Below are 17,408 nucleotides of genomic sequence, written 5' to 3' on the forward strand. Positions count from 1 at the left end.
ATCGAATACGCACATATACGCAAAATAACGTATTTTCAATTTTTCCCAAAAATCACACACTCAAAACATCAAAAAACAATGATCAATATTTGTGTTGATTGACCGAAAATGATTGGGAGATTGATGTTATGAGTGTATCTGAACATCCAAATCTGGACACTGTGCAAGGTACAGATTCACAAAAAGCAGTGAATGAAACCTTAGAAGATTATACTTTACGTTATGCTCCACACAGCTTTCGGCGCTGGAGTCCCAAAGTTGTCGCTATTACTGCACTTGGTGGTATTGCCTATCTTGCTGACTTTTCTATTGGTGCCAGTATTGGTATGTCTTACGGAACAACCAATGCTGTTTTCTCCATTTTATTTGCAGCGATTATTATCTTCTTAACTGGCATTCCTTTAGCCTACTACGCAGCGCGCTATAACATCGACCTTGATTTGATTACTCGTGGCGCTGGTTTCGGTTACATCGGTTCGGTTCTTACCAGTATCATTTTCGCCAGTTTCACATTTATTTTCTTTGCCCTTGAAGGTTCAATCATGGCGCAAGGGTTATTGCTAGGTTTAGGCATTCCGCTTTGGGCTGGTTACCTCATCTCAACCGTTATGGTCATACCGCTGGTAATTTACGGCATGAAAGCTTTAAGTAAATTACAAGTTTGGACTACCCCACTTTGGCTCATTCTGATGATTGGTCCTGTGGCCTACCTGATTTATCAAGAACCTACCTTAGTCAGCCAATTTGCTACTTTTACAGGTAAAGAAGGTTTTGCAACCGTAGACATGGCAGCAATCATGTTAGGTGCTGGTATTTGTTTATCCCTCATCATGCAAATTGGTGAGCAAATTGATTACTTACGCTTCATGCCTGCAAAAACAAAAGAAAATAGCAAAGCATGGTGGGCTGCGGTTATTTCAGCGGGTCCGGGTTGGGTGATTTTAGGGGCGATTAAACAAATTATCGGGGCATTTTTAGGGTTCTATTTACTTACTAAAATACCGGGCGTAAACAGCACTGAACCTGTTCAACAGTTTAATGCAGCGTTTCATGACATGCTTCCGGGCTGGGCAGCTTTAACACTTGCAGTGATTTTGGTGGTTATTTCTCAAATTAAAATTAATGTGACCAATGCTTACTCTGGTTCCCTTGCATGGACAAGTGCCTACACTCGTATTAGCAAACATTATCCTGGTCGTATTGTCTTTGTGATGGTGAACTTAGCAATTGCGCTTGCTTTGATGGAAGGCAATATGTTTGCGGTACTAGGTAAAATCTTAGGGTTCTATTCAAACTTTGCAATTGCTTGGGTGGTAGTTGTTGCAACAGACATTTCAATCAACAAATATGTTTTAAAACTTTCACCTAAAGAACCTGAATATCGCCGTGACATGCTCTACAACGTAAACCCTGTCGGTATGGTTGCATTCCTTGTATCAGCAGGCTTATCAATTGCAGCATTCTTCGGTTTACTTGGTAGCTTCTTGGCGCCTTACTCACCGCTTATCGCACTTGTACTTGCTTTTGTCTTAACTCCAATCATGGGTTTATTAACCAAAGGAAAATACTACATCAAGTCACATGGTGACGGTATTAAAGAACCACGTTACGATGCTGAAGGTACACCTGTAGCAACGGTTTACCACTGCCGCGTATGTGAGCAAGGTTATGAGCGTCCAGATATGATGTTCTCTCACAAACATAACGGCACGATCTGTTCTTTGTGTAAAACACTCGACGCTTAAATATTCTTAAAACTAAAAAAGAAGCTTTAAAGCTTCTTTTTTTATATCTGATGATTCTTAGCCAATCGGAAATAAACGTTCAGGTACTACATCTTTCATCACAATGGTTGAGATGAGTCGTTGCACACTTGGAATAGCTGATAATTTTTCATCGTACAAACGCTGAAAAGCCGGTAAATCTTTAGCCACCACATGCAACAAGTAATCTGGCTCACCAAACAAACGCTGAGCCTGAATAATTTGCGGGATGTCTATCACAGCATTTTCAAACTTCTCGACGGCCTGTTTATCACCTTCTTTAAGCGTAATAAAAACAATCGCTGAAAATTCAAAACCGACTAAATTCGGATCGAGTTCTGCCCGATAGCCTTTAATAGCTCCCGACTCTTCTAAAGCCTTCACTCGTCTGTGACAAGGTGAAATGCTCAAACCGACTTTTTCTGCCAATTCGGTGATAGATAATCGGCCATTTAATTGCAATTCAGCAAGAATCTTTTTATCTGTGCGATCCATTTAGAAAAATTTACCCCAAATGAGTGTGATATGAGCAAACATTTAAAAGCACATTCTAAATACATGAGCATATTATTTTCAACAAGCTCAAATAAATAGGGATTTTTTCTAAACCACGAGCGAAACCTTTGGAAAATAGTTTGCCGAGATAAGCATATGGCTTTTAACATTTTTATTGCATTTTGGAGTGTCTCCATTCTTTTTATTATTACGCCAGGGGCAGACTGGGCCTATGCCATTTCGGCAGGCATTAAAGGCAAAGTCGTCGTACCTGCTGTTGCAGGTATGTTATTTGGGCACTTTATTACGATTTTATTGGTAGCGGCTGGTGTTGGTCTACTTGTAGCAAATAACCCAACTGCTTTGATGATTCTTACTGTGGCGGGTTCTGCTTATTTGTTATGGATGGGAATAAACTTATTACTTACCCCTCCTACTCCAAATCAGTCTGGTTCTGAAAAGGCTCAGTCATGGTTGAGCTGGGCAACCAAAGGCGTTTATGTGAGTGGCTTAAACCCGAAAGTTTTTTTACTTTTTTTAGCGCTGCTTCCTCAATTTATTGACACTACTGCTTCATGGTCAGTGACAACACAAATTCTTGCCTTTGGTGTTGTCCACATGATTAGCTGCACGATTATTTACTTAATGGTAGGTTATGGTTCAGAAGCTATTTTGAAAACTAGACCACAGGCAGCTCAGTTAGTCGGCCGTTTTTCAGGTGGTTTGATGGTCGTTATCGCAACGTGCTTATTGATTGGGCAAATTTAAAAGTCATTTAGCAAAAGTTACTGACTCACTTTTCGGGTCAGTAACTTGAATAGTAAAATATAAGAAAAATTTATCTCATTCGTTTGAGGTTATAAGTCACCACTCCCCAAATAACCAGTTCCTGCCCCTCTTCAATATAAATATTCTGATAATCAGGGTTTTCTGCTTTTAGCCAAACTTTAGGCGGCTTAAATTGACTATCAATCATTAAGCGCTTCACAGTGAAATCATTGTCGATGAGTGCAATCACAATATCACCCGATTTAGCGGGAATACTACGGTCCACAATAAGCGGATCATTAATATCGATTCCAGCATCTAACATAGACAACGAATTGGCTTTGACAATAAAGGTGGCATTTTCATTTCTAATTAAATATTCATTTAAATCGAGCGCTTGCTCAATATCATCTTGCGCAGGCGAAGGAAAACCTGCAGCCACACGCTCTGTTGCCAAAGGAATCTGATAAATTTTATCGTTGTTTGGATGCACCTGCTGTATTTTTAGTTTTGAGGTGAAATCTGTCTGGTTATCGGTTTTGACATTATTCAGTAACCAATTTTTGATAAAGTTGACTTGAGATTCAGGAACACGAATCACTTTGGTGGGTTCATTAAACTGTGCTTTACGACCAGCATTTTCCCGTGCACCGCCATGCTCGAATTCTTTTTTCTTTGGCATACCGCCTCCATCTCACCGTTCAAATCCTACACAAACAATGTAACTTGAAAAAGTTACATTTTCAAGTTGACGAAATATTTTTTTTGCATAACAATAAATTTCATGATCAGATTTTAATCCATTTTGTTTTAACAGGGATGCTAAAACGAAAATGGCAATTTGAAGAGAATCAAAACCCATTGTGAAATAGTCCTTATTACTGACTGTTTTGATTTTTATCAAATGAAATTCTGGACACTTAAATATGAGTTAGATTCAGTTTTTGGTATGGAGACATGCGAAATGAAAAATCAACGTGATGCAGTTTTAGGTTATGCAAATGAGCAACATGCTTACTTTATCCGTCTTATTGAAAATGATGCGGTATTAGGTGAAAGCTATGGAATTTTCTGTGAAAATCCGGAAAGTGAAGCAGCCGAAAGTATTATGACGACACTATTTTTAAAGAAATCTTTTTGGTTAAATGGCTCAGAATTTACAGATATTGTAAAAGGCCTACACCCTCTTACTCACTCATAAGTTTATAAAAATTATAAAAATAGAGGAGGCATAATGCCTCCTCTATTCTCAAAAACTGTCTGCTTAAGACGTAAAGCGTCCATACGCATCGCGTTTTTGATTACGAGAGTTTTGTCCACGACCATCTGAACGGCCACGGCGATCATCTTCGTCATCGTCATCATAACGGCTACGACCACGTCCTCGACCACCTGAACGGCCTCGATCATCATCTTCATCGTCGTCATCACGGCTGCGACCACGGCCTCGGCCACTTGAACGGCCACGATCATCATCTTCGTCATCGTCATAACGACTGCGACCTCGGCCTCGGCCACTTGAACGACCGCGATCATCATCCTCATCGTCGTCGTCGTCACGACGGCTGCGGCCACGTCCTCGGCCACCTGAACGGCCACGATCATCATCTTCATCGTCATCATAACGGCTACGGCCACGTCCTCGGCCACCTGAACGACCGCGATCATCTTCATCGTCGTCATCACGACTGCGACCACGTCCTCGGCCACCTGAACGGCCACGATCATCATCTTCGTCATCATCATCACGACTGCGACCACGGCCTCGGCCACCTGAACGGCCGCCGCGATCATCATCTTCATCGTCGTCATCACGGCTGCGACCACGACCTCGGCCACCTGAACGACCACGATCATCATCTTCGTCGTCGTCATCACGGGTACGACCACGACCTCGGCCACTTGAACGACCGCGATCGTCATCTTCATCGTCATCATAACGGCTGCGGCTACGGCCTCGACCACCTGAACGACCGCGATCATCATCTTCATCGTCGTCATCACGACTACGACCACGACCTCGGCCACCTGAACGGCCACGATCATCATCTTCGTCGTCATCACGGGTACGACCACGACCTCGGCCACTTGAACGACCGCGATCATCATCTTCATCGTCGTCATCACGACTGCGACCACGACCTCGGCCACCTGAACGGCCGCCGCGATCATCATCTTCGTCGTCGTCATAACGGCTGCGACCACGACCATTACGATCATCATTTTTATGACTTAAAGCACCAGCTTCACGAGCCTCTTCTGAGGTAAATTCATGTGCGTTACCACTGGCATGTGCAGCTCGTCCAGCTTCACGAGCTTCTTCTGAAGTAAATTCATGTGCATTGCCACTTGCATGCGCAGCACGCCCACCTTTACTGGCTATTTCTCTGACTCTTTCAGGATCCATACTTGCAAATCCACGATTTGAAGTACCTGAACTATTATTATCTTGATCTTCATATCTAGTATTAGCCATAGTTATATCTTCCTATATTAAAATTATAGTCGCTACCGCTTTTACTTAACGGATAAATTTAAGATAAGAGATTTAGAATATTTTTATACCGATGCTATGTTTCAATCTTTTTAAATGTATATAAATTAAAATAGGGATAAATATACTAAGATGATTATTTAAATAAAGATTTTATCAATTAAAAAATTTATAAATTATTATACAATTTTACCTTTTAAATACTCATCATACTTATTATTACTCAAACCTACATAACAATATATTTTTACAAATGCATTTAAAAAACCATTTTAGATAACATAAACTTTCATAACGTACAAATCAATAAAAAACAAAAACATCTTCTCTCTTGAAGAAACAAATTAAAAATACAATTAAAATTATTTAAAAACAATAAAATAAATGATTACTTTTCTAAAAACAATTCACTTGAGCTAACAAAATCAAGATTTAAAATTAATATATAATATTTATGGGAAATGAATCATGCAATTAACTCAAACACAATCAACGCTACAATATATTCATATTTCTGTACCTGAAATTTTATTGAGTAATATACAGCTTAAAAACTCTTGGCAGAATTATAATCAAGATTGGAGCTACAGATTAGACCCGCCTCATGCAAGTCACCCTTTCCAAAGAGACTTATATATTATTAAATCAAAAGATATTGAAAAAGAGGATATAAAAGAGCTAGTAGATAAAGTAGCTTCCAAAAATAAATACAACTTAAAGACAATAGTAGAAGCAGAAACCTTAATAAAAGAAATTTTAGATTTATCTAATTATATACCTATAGAGAATTGGTTAAATGACACAGGCAACCGATCTATTATTGAAAGTATGATTGATAAAAATAAGGTTAAATTATTAGATATTACTTAATAAACTCTCAATGTTATATTTTTTTACATCCTTATATATAAAATAACAAAGTCAACTTTTTAAAAAAGACTATTTACTCATATTCACGTGCAAATTAATCACTATAGAGGGACTGAAATTTAAATAGAGGTAGTCTAGACATGGAAAATATAACAAATGAGTATCCATCTGCAGTTCCTGCACAAGTTCAACCTCATCAACCAGGTGATCAGGAGAAGATGCATCCTGAACCAGAAATTATTAAAGCATCGCATAAAGGTAGTGAGAAACTAAAAGGTAAGGTTGCGATCATTAGTGGTGGTGATAGTGGTATAGGCCGTTCCATTGCCGTGTTGTTTGCTCGTGAAGGTGCCGATGTTGCTGTACTGTATCTTGAAGAAGACCAAGATGCCGAAATCACCAAACAGCTCGTTGAAAAGGAAGGACAACATTGTCTTTTATTAAAAGGTGATATTTCCGATGCAGAGCTTGCCAAACAGAATATTGATAAGGTTTTACAGCACTTCGGTAAAATTAATATCTTAGTAAATAATGCTGGTGTTCAATATCAGCAAAAAGAAATTGAAAGTATTAGTAATGAGCAATTAGAAAAGACATTTAAAACAAATATTTTTGCCATGTTTTATTTAACCAAAGAAGCGATTCCTTATATGGAAGAAGGCGATACTATTATTAACACCACTAGTATTACTAGCTATCAAGGTCATGATGAGCTCATTGATTATGCAAGTACTAAAGGTGCAATCACCTCTTTTACTCGTAGCTTATCGAACAATTTAATGAAACAGAAAAAAGGTATTCGTGTAAATGGTGTTGCGCCAGGGCCAATTTGGACTCCTCTTATTCCAAGTAGTTTCGATGCAGAAACCGTCGAAAAATTTGGTAAAGATACTCCAATGGGTCGAATGGGTCAGCCAAGTGAAGTCGCCCCTGCTTACCTTTTCCTTGCCTCAGACGATGCAAGTTATATCACGGGTCAGGTTATTCATGTAAATGGCGGCCAAATCGTTAATGGCTAAGCACTAACATGATTTGAAAAAGCCCTGAAAGCTTCAACTTTCAGGGCTTCTTTATTTAAGCCGGTACGTGTGCGGCTATTTGTTCTCGTGACCAAACACGATGAGCTTTTATCAGATTTTTAAATTTTTCCGCAATATGCTGGAATTCATCTTCTATTAAAGTTCCTTCATCTGCAACCAAACCGAGTGGCTCAAGCAAATCAGATTTATTGCCTAAAAATGCAATTGGTTTTAAATGCTTATAAGCTTCTAGTACATAATGGCGCGCTACCCCATCTTGCATCACTGCATTTAAATTATCGCCATCTGGAACAATTACAGCATCATAAGCAATTGAAGGTTCAGCCATTTGCATACCATCAGCTACAATAATACTGTCTTTATGGTCTTTTACTGGAGCCAAGCTTGGCGCTAGTAAATGAACAACCACACCTTCTTTAATCGCCCAATTTTTAATAGCTTGGAGTGTATCTGACTTCACAAGATTATGAATAAGTACAGCAACTTTTCTACCTTGAATGTCTTCAGGAGGGAAAGCTAAAAGAGATAACTTGGCGGATTTTTCAATTGCTGTTTTCTTATAATCTAATGTTAAGTCAGGTACTTCAATACCTAGGTTCGCACCGACTTGACGTGCCAAATCGAGGTCAATATTTGCCAAAATTTGTTGAACTTGGCGCTCACGAATATGTTTTCTTTGAACTTTACTTAACTCAAAAGTATAGGCATCGACCACATGTTTTTGCTCATGCGGCGCAAGGCTTTTGTAATAAAGTCGAGGCTGTGAAAAATAATCAGAGAATGTCTCACTTCTTTGACGAAGTTTATGTCCACTAATTTTTTCAGGATAACTTTCAAAACCACCATTTGAAGCCGCTGGTGGAGTTTCGACTGGCCAATTTCCCTCAATTGAGTTTGGTTGATATGAGGCTTGGCCTTTATGGATGGTATGTTGATGAATGCCATCACGTTGATTGTTATGGAATGGACACACTGGTTTATTAATTGGAATTTGATGGAAGTTTGGTCCACCTAAACGGCTTAATTGGGTATCTGTATACGAAAATAGACGTGCTTGTAAAAGTGGGTCATTTGTAAAATCAATACCAGGTACTACATGGCCCGGACAGAAAGCCACCTGCTCTGTTTCAGCAAAGAAGTTATCGACATTTCTATTTAAAACAAATCGGCCAATTGGCGTAACAGGAACTAATTCTTCAGGAATAATTTTGGTTGGGTCCAACAAATCGAAATCGAAGTTCATTTCATCTTCTTCTTCAACAATCTGCACGCCGAGTTCCCATTCTGGATAAAAACCTTGCTCAATTGCTTCATAAAGATCACGACGATGGAAATCTGGGTCTTTACCAGCAAGTTTTTGAGCTTCGTCCCAAACGAGCGCACTTAAACCTTGTTTAGGCGTCCAGTGGAATTTCACAAAATGAGATTTCCCTTGGGCATTAATAAGACGGAATGTATGAATACCAAAGCCTTGAATTGAGCGTAGATTACGTGGAATCGCACGGTCCGACATTGCCCAAATTACTGCATGAGCTGACTCAGGAACTAAAGACACAAAATCCCAGAAAGTATCATGGGCAGTTGCTCCTGTTGGCATTTCTGTATCTGGTTCAGGTTTTACCGCATGCACAAAGTCTGGAAACTTAATACCATCTTGTACAAAAAACACTGGTGCATTGTTGCCAACTAAATCAAAATTACCCTCTTGGGTATAAAACTTAATGGCAAAACCGCGAATATCACGAACAGTATCTGCCGAACCACGAGGCCCTTGCACTGTTGAAAAACGTACAAAAATAGGCGTCTGAATAGTTGGGTCTGTTAAAAAACCAGCCTTGGTTAAACGTTCATTTCCTTCATATGCCTGAAAATAACCATGTGCTCCTACACCACGTGCATGCACAATACGTTCAGGAATACGCTCATGGTCAAAATGAGTAATCTTTTCTCTTAAGATAAAATCTTCCAATAAACTTGAGCCGCGAATACCCGCTCTTAAGCTATTTTGGTTATCCGCTATTTTAACCCCCTGATTGGTGGTTAATGCCTCATTGGTTGCATCATCTCTTACGGTGTCTAACTGTTCAGTTTTCTGGGTAGTATTGGCTTTATTTGCTGCATCGGCGCCAGCCATTTCACTTGTTTTATTAGTTAATTTAGTTTTGTCGTTCATGTCCATTACCTATGTTTTGAAAGTTAAACTTGGGGTTGAAGTTGAAAACGTTTATCAAACTAGTTTTTAAACGTACCTAAATAAGGAAAAAGAAGTTCTACGTATTTACGAGTACTCCAAAGACCAATACTTTTATGATGAGAATCAGGGGCTAGAAATGGGGTAAGTTTGCATATTTTTATTGCAAGATCGCTTGATTGCAGCACGCGCTGTTGCAGTGCATCAAGCTCGCCATCAGAGATATAACTAAATAAATAGTCCTGAATACGCTGGCTATTCTTAAGTTCTCGGCTGTATGCCAAGAAGTTAGAAGAATGATCACTACCAGCAATCCAGTCATGAATAATTTGGCGCTCTACAGGGTTAAACACCCCAAACATTTTTCCATTTTCTTCATTAATCATTCGCCAGAACACGCTCTGTTCAGGGTCGGTATTAAACTTAATCCATTTCTGTTCAGTTAAATGAGTGATTAAACCTGCAATATCATCAGGGTTTGATAACCATTGATTAATGGTTTTACAGCCAAACTGTCTGGTTTCGTTATGAATGAGCTGCCCGACAAGTGCCTTTCTTTTCAAAATTTTATGAACAAAGTCTTCAAGACTTAAATTCTTGATAATATTTGAGGAAGATTCACCACTGCTATTCAAGGCAAAACCCTGTTTTAACTTGGTAAAGAAAAGCTCTTTATCTCTGTATTTGTTGTAAATATCTTCAATAAATTTAATGGCTTTATGGGCATGGCCATTGTCAATGTTATCAATGGTGATATGTAGATTAAAATATTTAGAATCAATGCCTAATTCGGCAAGCTCATAATTTGAAATTAAAAGATGCAATGGAAGCTGTTCATATCCTAAATTAAAACCGACCATTTCAGGAATAAACTCAGGTGGTGCATACCCTAGTGCTAGTTGAACGACTGCTTGATGATAGTATTCGTCTTCTAAAAGTAAATCGAAGCTGTCGAGTCCGAGACTGCGTAAAAGGTCATCATAAATACAGACATGATTCGCTTTCGGTTCACCTAAACCAAGTTCTTCCAAATAAGTAATAATGAGCTCATGAAAGACTGGATCATTCCAATAATGCACTGAGCTATATAACCATGCACCATCGACCTTTTTAGTCGGCGATACTTTTATTAGAAATTCAAACGCCTGAGCAACACTCTGAAAATACTCTCTATCTTGACCAGCTTGTCTACGGTTTAAATATGCCTGAAATTCCTGACAATTTTTTTTATTATCGTTCTCACACCATGATTTAATCGAATTGATATCTGAAGGAAAATCTATTTCCTCTATCTCTAATTTTTCAATCTCTTTAATCAGAAAATCTCTTGCCTTTTTCTCTTTCTCAAAACTTGAAACATCAGGATCAAGAAAAAAAACAAACAATTCATAATAATTTTTTTGATTATCTTGTAATAAGTCTAATAATCTTTCTTTCACTACAACAGGCATTTTCATTCTCCGTTTGTGAGATATCAATTACCATACGTCACCCGAATTATAATCAAGTTTTAAGTTTGTTATTTTGCGTTATTAAAAATTAAGATAAACCACATAAATCAAAAAATTCAAAGATATACAAATTAACGTAAAATTACATTTAAACTTTTAGAATTATTTAAGCCACTGTTTTTATATAAAATTTGCAAAAATTAATCTAAATTTACATTAATTTAACCATCAAAAGTAAAATGTTAAAAAATAACGAATCAAAATTTCAAATAGTTCTATAACATTTAAAAAATAATTAAAGGGAGAATTAGAATGTTTAATTCATGTTGTAAATTATTAGCAGATAAGAAAATCAAAATTGCTTTTTTTGAAAGCGCTTCTGCTGGCTATCTTGCTTATCGTTTTTCTTTGAGTCCTTATTCAGGAGATATCCTTATAGGTAGTCTTGTAAGTTATGATCTTCTAGTAAAGGAAAACATCCTGCATATTTCAGAGCAACTTATTGAAAAATATACTGCCGAATCAATGCAAGTGACTGTTGAAATGATTAATAAAGGAAAGGAACTTTTGCATGCTGACCTGTATGTTGCCTGCACAGGCCTCTTAAAAAAAGGGGGTTCTGAAACAGAGGAAAAACCTGTAGGAACGTTCTTTTATTCAATATATTATAAAAATAATTTTTATAATTTTAGACGTGTTTTAAAAGGACCAGCCTTTTTAAAACTTAGAAATTTGACGCACTATATTACTCAAGATATAAAACTTATTATATTAGATGAAAAAGCCTCTTAAATTATATAAAAAGTTAACAAATATACATTTGGAAATATTTATTATCTTTCTTAAATATTATGTGCTGAAATGTAATTTTTTAAACATTCATATTAATAATGTTTATGACTAAAAATCACATTCACTAAAAATCAGCAAGTTATTTAAAATTGATAACTTTTAAATTTACATTTAAATATGGGGTAACACCCCTACCCTACACATTTTAAAGCTACATGTTTTAATAACCCTATCTGAAGCTCTCAGATAAAACACATCGTCATAATTGATATGAGGTATTAAAAAATGAGCACTACTAATAATCAAGCAAATCAACGCAATAATCAGCAACAGCAACAACAGCAAAATGACAACCGTAATCAACAACAACACGGTAACCAACAGCAAAACGATCAACAACGCAATAATCAGCAGCAACAGCAAAATGATAACCGTGGCCAACAACAAGGATCTAACCAAAAAGATTCTGGCCAACAAAATTCAAATAACAACCAACAACGTTAATCGTTTGTAGTTGTTCTTTGATGCGGTCAATCATTTAGGAAGGTGAACTCACCTTCCTAAATTTAATATAAGCATAAAATTCAATAAAATATGAGGGAATTCTGATGACAGATCAAAATACAGATCATGCTCAATTAGTAGCTGGCGATCATAACTATTCTGACTCTCGCTGGCGTGAAAGCTATCTTACCCGACCTTATTACCAAGAAGCGCAATTAACAACACCAGATCTAGATTATGATCGTGATTTTTCTGCTGCTTATGAACTTGGTCATCGGGCTCGTTCTGAATCTAAGGAAGGAACTCAGTTTGAAGACATGGAAGGTAGTTTGCAGCAAAAATGGGAAGAACTCAAAGCTGAGTCTCGCTTAAAATGGGAACATGCGAAACAAGCCATTAAAGATGCATGGGATGGTATTTAACATCCTCAAACGGTCCAAAGCTATAAGCTTATTTCCTATTGGCCCTGGGAAATAGGCTTTTTTATCGTTCTGTTTTGCTCACTTTTGCTTTTATACCATAAATTTCCGAATCGCTAATGCAAGTTGCTTGTGTAAAATGTACAAACATACATCTCATCTTAAATATCTATAATTACTAGCTTATCAAAATAAAAACCTGACTTAGATAATCAAGTCAGGTTTTCGCTAAAAATCAATTTTGATTTTTCTTAAAATATTCAATTATTTCTTCGCCATTATTTACCGGCTTTTTCTGTGAAGGATAAGTTTCCTCATATGCATAAGCTGGTAATGTAATTTTGGCCCGAATTGGAGGTAATTTCTCTTGTCCACCCGTAGTAATCCGCTCAATAAAACCAGCAAGCCAGAGTACAAACTCCTGTGTATTTTTACTTTTAGGAATAAGACTTAAATCCAATTTAATTTTTGACTCTTGCAAAGGCTTAATTAGCAGCTCAGCGAAATCAATATAATTATATAAAAGCTTTAGCTGTGTCCCTTTTATTTCATGTCTGAGTTCGATCATCAAGTTGTTAAGATCTTCCATCGGCTCATCCGTAAACCCTTTTTTTTCTTTGACATTTTGATATATTTTCTCAGCTATTTTTAAATATTGGGGCATATCCTTACCGTTATAGTTCATTATTACTAAAATGAATTTTGGATGAATATAAGTAAGCTATTGTGTTTGTTTTATTAACTTTTTGAAAAGATATATTCATTTTACAACAATTCAGTAACACTTAGATTCCCAAGCAGTAAAAAGATAATAAACAATTGATAAATATTATATTTTAATATATTTAATTTTTATTATGCTATATTTTTTAGATAAAATAACAATAAAAAAAGCCCACTTAATAAGTAGGCTTTGTTAAGTAAAACTAATTATTGTGAATTTCTATTCATATCATGAGGTGCTGCTGGATCACTTGCTCCATGCATTCGATCATTTCTTGAATTGCGGTCTTGGCATGCGCTCACGCCCATAGCTATTACAAGTACCATACTCACTGCACAAAAGATTCTAACCATTTAAATCACCTTTATAAATATTAAAATGTAGGTTTATGAATAGCATTATCTTATGTTGGCCTACTGCTGTGGTTCTCTTAACTTTTGTAGATTATGCAAGCTTATGTAAAAACCTAAAATATGATGAGTAAAATTATATTTATTGCAATTGAAATTCTGATTATTTTTTGGCATGCAGTGTATACACTCCTTAGTCCAACTTATAAAAATAGAATTATTAAATAGTTTAGCAAAACGATACATCCAATTAATGACACTCATATACTATATAAATAAACAATTAATAAATAATTGATATATATGATTAAAAAACAACACCTCACGTAAAATAAAAATGAGTTACATTAATGTTATACGTTTTAGTTTTTCTATTTTCTAAATAAAAACAGGCAAATATTTATATGAAATTATATAAATCAATCTTTTATTTTTGCAATTGACCCACTCTAATGCTCAGCTTATGATGCTCGCGCTGACCAATTTTGTCAGTCGGTTTTAGCAGACCGTCTACCTAAGTGCACTAAAAACACGTTTTTTGGTGTGAAGCCCCTCGTGCCTTTGATGGAGGAACGAGAGTGGGACACCTTCGGGTGTGCTGGTTTCTTAGGTATCAGTCTGCTAACCCTCTTTCGTTTCACCACCATAATGATTAGCAATGAATGGGCGTAACTTCTTTAATCAAGGAGTCACTCATGACTATTATTTTATATTTTTTAAATTCTTTTATTAATCATATTTATATTCGACATCTTTTACTTATTCAGGCATTTTTTAGAGATCGCCCCTCACCTTTCTCTAAAATAAAAACCTTATATAGAGTTCAAAAATTGTTTATTTAATCCTTTTACCTACCCATCTATATAAGTTTAGGTAAGAGTTTTATGTATTCAAAAAAACCGCATAAAGATAAGAACTTCTATCAGCATCACTTAGCGATAACAACAACCTATGCAGAGTAACAATAATGTTTTTTCTCCGTCGTTTTGTTCTGGTGAGCCTGCTTGCGATAAGTGTTTTAAATTTAATAGGATGCAGACCATTGAGCAAAAAAGAATTTAATACACATTGTGTTTGGGCAGGACATGACCTTTCACAGTGTAATTGTATTTATAACTCTTTAGAACAACACTATTCACCACAATTTGTTGAAAGCTTACCAAAAGTGAGTTTGCAGAATATTGATGCCAAAATGAACTTTGTAGACACCATGAATACAACAATGCAACAGTGCCAATTTAGTGCTAGAAAATAGCTATCTACCTTATAAGGGCATGTTCTACCAGAAAATCTAAAAATACACGTACACGTTTAGGAACATATTTATCATGACCAATCCAAACAGCATGAAATTCTTCAAAAGCTTTGATATTCCAGTCTTCAAGAATTTTAACGAGTTGTTTTTGCTGTAATGCATTTTGAATTTGAAATTCATTAAGCTGAGCAATACCTACATCTGCAAGGGCCAATTGTAAAATAGCTTCACCGTTGTTTACTTTTAAAACCTTAGAGGGTGCTAGGTTAATTTCCTGATCTGCTTTTTTAAATAGCCAAGTTTTGTTCTGGCGCTGATAGCTTACATCTAAAAGCTGATGTTCATGCAGTTCATCTGGATGTTGGGGACAACCATACTTTTCAATATATGCGGGTGAACATACATAAACTTTATGAGTAGTCCCGAGTGAGCGAGCCACCAAATTTGAACTTTTTAATGGCCCTGTCCGAATTGCAACATCAATTCTTTGCTCAACCAAATTAATCACTTCGTCACTCAAATGAGCCTCTAACTCAATTTGTGGATAGCACTCGTTAAACCGAGAAATACAAGGCAATAAAAAATGCGTCCAATATGAAAGACTGGTATGAATTCTGATTCGCCCTTGTGGTATATGATTTGCGGTAACGGATTGTTCTAGTTCATCTAAGTTATTGAGTATTTGAAGACCTTGCTCATAAAACTGGCATCCTTCACTCGTCAGCTGAAACTGGCGTGTCGAACGGTTCAGTAGTCTGACACCAAGTCTTTTTTCCAACCGAGAAATTAATTTACTGACCGCAGATGGCGTCATGTCACAAGCTCTTGCAACGGCAGAGAAACTTCCAAGCTCGACCACCCGTATAAAAATTGCCAACTCACCAGATCGATTAATATCAAAATAAGACATAACAAAATTTATTTATGAATTGTATTCACAAATCTTATTCCGCTTAGCTCGCTATAACAAGCCAGCAATTTATTTCAAGATAACTTTAATTCGTTTTAAAGAGTTCACGAGATGAAACTTTATCAAGCCACCCTATTTTCTTTAACTTTAATTACGAGCGTTGCACAAGCAGAAGTACCACAGCATCAGTGGATTACCACTTGGTCTGCGAGTCCTCAAAAAGTCTGGAATAAAGACTTCGTTTTTCCCACCCTTATCCCAGAGCAAATATCCAACCAAACAATTAGGCAGGTAAGCCCAATTAGTTTAGGTGGTGAAGCTGTTCGGCTTGTTTTTACCAATCAATATGGCGAGCAACCGCTTTATATTGATCAAACAACAATTGGTTTAGCGAACGCCGCAAGCCTGAAATCTAAGAGCACCTATCCTGTTTATTTTTCTGGTCAACCTAAAGCAAAAATTTTACCGAGCAAACAACTCATAAGTGATCCAATTCCGTTGCCTGTACCCGACCACACTCAATTGGTGGTAAATAGTTTTATTCAAAAGCCTACAACGTTTAAAACTTTCCATTGGGATGCGAAACAAACCAGTTGGCTCATTAAGGGAAATCAGACAACAAATTTAACTACGCCAACTGATGCCAAAACAACAACGGCGCGATTATTACTGTCTGCAATAGAGGTAAAACCCAAACAGAAAGCTCAGGTGGTTGCAGTTATTGGAGACTCAATTACCGATGGGGCGACTGCGACTTTAGATGCTAATAGCAGGTGGACCGATTTTTTAGCGAAACGTTTATCAGCACACCAAGTGGCAGTGATCAATAGTGGAATTTCAGGAAATCGACTGCTTACCGATGGTATGGGTGACAGTGCTTTAAAACGTTTAAACAGTGAAGTATTTCAATATTCTGGAGTTAAAACTTTAATTGTTTTGATTGGTATCAATGACATTTCATGGCCAGGTACAGCCTTTGCTTCTAAACAGCAAATACCTTCTTTTCAAGCCTTAACTGAGAGTTATAAACGTGTTGTGAGAGAAGCTCACCAACAAGGTATTCAGGTAATTGGTGCAACCTTACTTCCGTTCTCTGGTGCTTTGCCCAATACCCCTTTAGATAATTACTATCAACCGAATAAAGATCAATTACGTCAGCGCATTAACCAATGGATAAGAACCAGTCATACGTTTGATGGTGTACTTGATCTTGATAACGGCTTAAAAGATCCAAAACATCCCAATCGTTTAAATCCCATTTATGATTCTGGAGATCATTTACATCCGAATGACCGTGGTAATCAACACATGGCGGAATTGGTACGGTTAGACCAGATTATTAAAAATTAATAATTGCCCCTTCAGGTGAACCTATTCACCTG

General features: G+C 36.9%; 18 protein-coding genes. 10 read left to right on the forward strand and 8 right to left on the reverse strand.

What is annotated here, in order from left to right; all coding sequences use genetic code 11:
- Nucleotides 1-128 precede the first annotated feature (128 nt).
- Nucleotides 129-1,745 (forward strand): purine-cytosine permease family protein, encoded by a 1,617-nt coding sequence (locus tag ACLCEG_RS03190; protein WP_410565733.1) that lies wholly within the window; start codon nt 129-131, stop codon nt 1,743-1,745.
- Nucleotides 1,746-1,802: 57 nt separating this feature from the next.
- Here the strand turns inward: ACLCEG_RS03190 and ACLCEG_RS03195 are convergent, their stop codons facing one another.
- A complete protein-coding gene (locus ACLCEG_RS03195) occupies nt 1,803-2,258 on the reverse strand; it encodes an Lrp/AsnC family transcriptional regulator (protein WP_000376211.1) in 456 nt (151 codons plus the stop codon).
- Nucleotides 2,259-2,414: 156 nt separating this feature from the next.
- On the opposite strand from ACLCEG_RS03195, the gene ACLCEG_RS03200 reads away from it, so the two are divergent.
- Nucleotides 2,415-3,026, forward strand: coding sequence for a LysE family translocator (locus tag ACLCEG_RS03200; RefSeq protein WP_410565736.1), 612 nt, complete (start codon nt 2,415-2,417; stop codon nt 3,024-3,026).
- Nucleotides 3,027-3,096: 70 nt separating this feature from the next.
- Here the strand turns inward: ACLCEG_RS03200 and ACLCEG_RS03205 are convergent, their stop codons facing one another.
- The gene (locus ACLCEG_RS03205) at nt 3,097-3,708 is read right to left on the reverse strand and encodes a LexA family protein (RefSeq protein WP_024433330.1); all 612 of its coding nucleotides are present in this window, start codon (nt 3,706-3,708) and stop codon (nt 3,097-3,099) included.
- Between the two features lie 282 nt (nt 3,709-3,990).
- Between ACLCEG_RS03205 and ACLCEG_RS03210 the strand changes: the two genes are divergently transcribed.
- Nucleotides 3,991-4,227 (forward strand): hypothetical protein, encoded by a 237-nt coding sequence (locus ACLCEG_RS03210; RefSeq protein ID WP_004702323.1) that lies wholly within the window; start codon nt 3,991-3,993, stop codon nt 4,225-4,227.
- A 63-nt stretch (nt 4,228-4,290) separates the two neighbouring features.
- Here the strand turns inward: ACLCEG_RS03210 and ACLCEG_RS03215 are convergent, their stop codons facing one another.
- Complete coding sequence (locus ACLCEG_RS03215) at nt 4,291-5,502, reverse strand: KGG domain-containing protein (protein ID WP_410565739.1); 1,212 nt, start codon at nt 5,500-5,502, stop codon at nt 4,291-4,293.
- A 483-nt stretch (nt 5,503-5,985) separates the two neighbouring features.
- Here ACLCEG_RS03215 and ACLCEG_RS03220 point away from each other — a divergent pair, with 483 nt between their 5' ends.
- Nucleotides 5,986-6,390, forward strand: a complete 405-nt coding sequence (locus ACLCEG_RS03220; RefSeq protein WP_410566545.1) for a DUF6367 family protein — start codon at nt 5,986-5,988, stop codon at nt 6,388-6,390.
- Between the two features lie 140 nt (nt 6,391-6,530).
- Nucleotides 6,531-7,409: an SDR family oxidoreductase gene (locus ACLCEG_RS03225; protein WP_410565742.1), complete on the forward strand. Its 879-nt coding sequence runs from the start codon at nt 6,531-6,533 to the stop codon at nt 7,407-7,409.
- A gap of 55 nt (nt 7,410-7,464) precedes the next feature.
- Here the strand turns inward: ACLCEG_RS03225 and katE are convergent, their stop codons facing one another.
- Nucleotides 7,465-9,609, reverse strand: coding sequence for a catalase HPII (gene katE, locus ACLCEG_RS03230; protein WP_410565745.1), 2,145 nt, complete (start codon nt 9,607-9,609; stop codon nt 7,465-7,467).
- A gap of 53 nt (nt 9,610-9,662) precedes the next feature.
- Nucleotides 9,663-11,072 (reverse strand): iron-containing redox enzyme family protein, encoded by a 1,410-nt coding sequence (locus tag ACLCEG_RS03235; RefSeq protein WP_410565748.1) that lies wholly within the window; start codon nt 11,070-11,072, stop codon nt 9,663-9,665.
- A gap of 312 nt (nt 11,073-11,384) precedes the next feature.
- Here ACLCEG_RS03235 and ACLCEG_RS03240 point away from each other — a divergent pair, with 312 nt between their 5' ends.
- The 3 genes from ACLCEG_RS03240 (at nt 11,385) to surA1 (ending at nt 12,790) form a co-directional block, all read left to right on the forward strand.
- Nucleotides 11,385-11,864, forward strand: a complete 480-nt coding sequence (locus ACLCEG_RS03240; protein ID WP_134261528.1) for a CinA family protein — start codon at nt 11,385-11,387, stop codon at nt 11,862-11,864.
- 285 nt (nt 11,865-12,149) lie between these two features.
- Nucleotides 12,150-12,368 (forward strand): hypothetical protein, encoded by a 219-nt coding sequence (locus ACLCEG_RS03245; protein ID WP_049064913.1) that lies wholly within the window; start codon nt 12,150-12,152, stop codon nt 12,366-12,368.
- Between the two features lie 104 nt (nt 12,369-12,472).
- Nucleotides 12,473-12,790, forward strand: a complete 318-nt coding sequence (gene surA1 / locus ACLCEG_RS03250) for a surface antigen protein 1 (RefSeq protein WP_410565751.1) — start codon at nt 12,473-12,475, stop codon at nt 12,788-12,790.
- Nucleotides 12,791-13,022: 232 nt separating this feature from the next.
- On the opposite strand, the gene ACLCEG_RS03255 is transcribed toward surA1, so the two are convergent.
- Nucleotides 13,023-13,451: a hypothetical protein gene (locus ACLCEG_RS03255; protein WP_004702333.1), complete on the reverse strand. Its 429-nt coding sequence runs from the start codon at nt 13,449-13,451 to the stop codon at nt 13,023-13,025.
- A gap of 266 nt (nt 13,452-13,717) precedes the next feature.
- On the reverse strand, nt 13,718-13,864 hold the full coding sequence (locus ACLCEG_RS03260; RefSeq protein WP_166739875.1) for a hypothetical protein: 147 nt from the start codon (nt 13,862-13,864) through the stop codon (nt 13,718-13,720).
- 964 nt (nt 13,865-14,828) lie between these two features.
- Between ACLCEG_RS03260 and ACLCEG_RS03265 the strand changes: the two genes are divergently transcribed.
- Nucleotides 14,829-15,116 carry a hypothetical protein gene (locus ACLCEG_RS03265; RefSeq protein WP_134261527.1) on the forward strand — a complete coding sequence of 96 codons (288 nt, stop codon included), beginning with the start codon at nt 14,829-14,831 and terminating at the stop codon, nt 15,114-15,116.
- Nucleotides 15,117-15,120: 4 nt separating this feature from the next.
- On the opposite strand, the gene ACLCEG_RS03270 is transcribed toward ACLCEG_RS03265, so the two are convergent.
- Complete coding sequence (locus ACLCEG_RS03270) at nt 15,121-16,026, reverse strand: LysR family transcriptional regulator (protein ID WP_134261526.1); 906 nt, start codon at nt 16,024-16,026, stop codon at nt 15,121-15,123.
- Nucleotides 16,027-16,137: 111 nt separating this feature from the next.
- Between ACLCEG_RS03270 and ACLCEG_RS03275 the strand changes: the two genes are divergently transcribed.
- Nucleotides 16,138-17,376 carry an SGNH/GDSL hydrolase family protein gene (locus tag ACLCEG_RS03275; protein ID WP_410565756.1) on the forward strand — a complete coding sequence of 413 codons (1,239 nt, stop codon included), beginning with the start codon at nt 16,138-16,140 and terminating at the stop codon, nt 17,374-17,376.
- The last annotated feature ends 32 nt before the right edge of the window (nt 17,377-17,408 follow it).

The organism is Acinetobacter sp. H1(2024), assembly GCF_046557555.1.
Lineage (GTDB): Bacteria > Pseudomonadota > Gammaproteobacteria > Pseudomonadales > Moraxellaceae > Acinetobacter > Acinetobacter seifertii.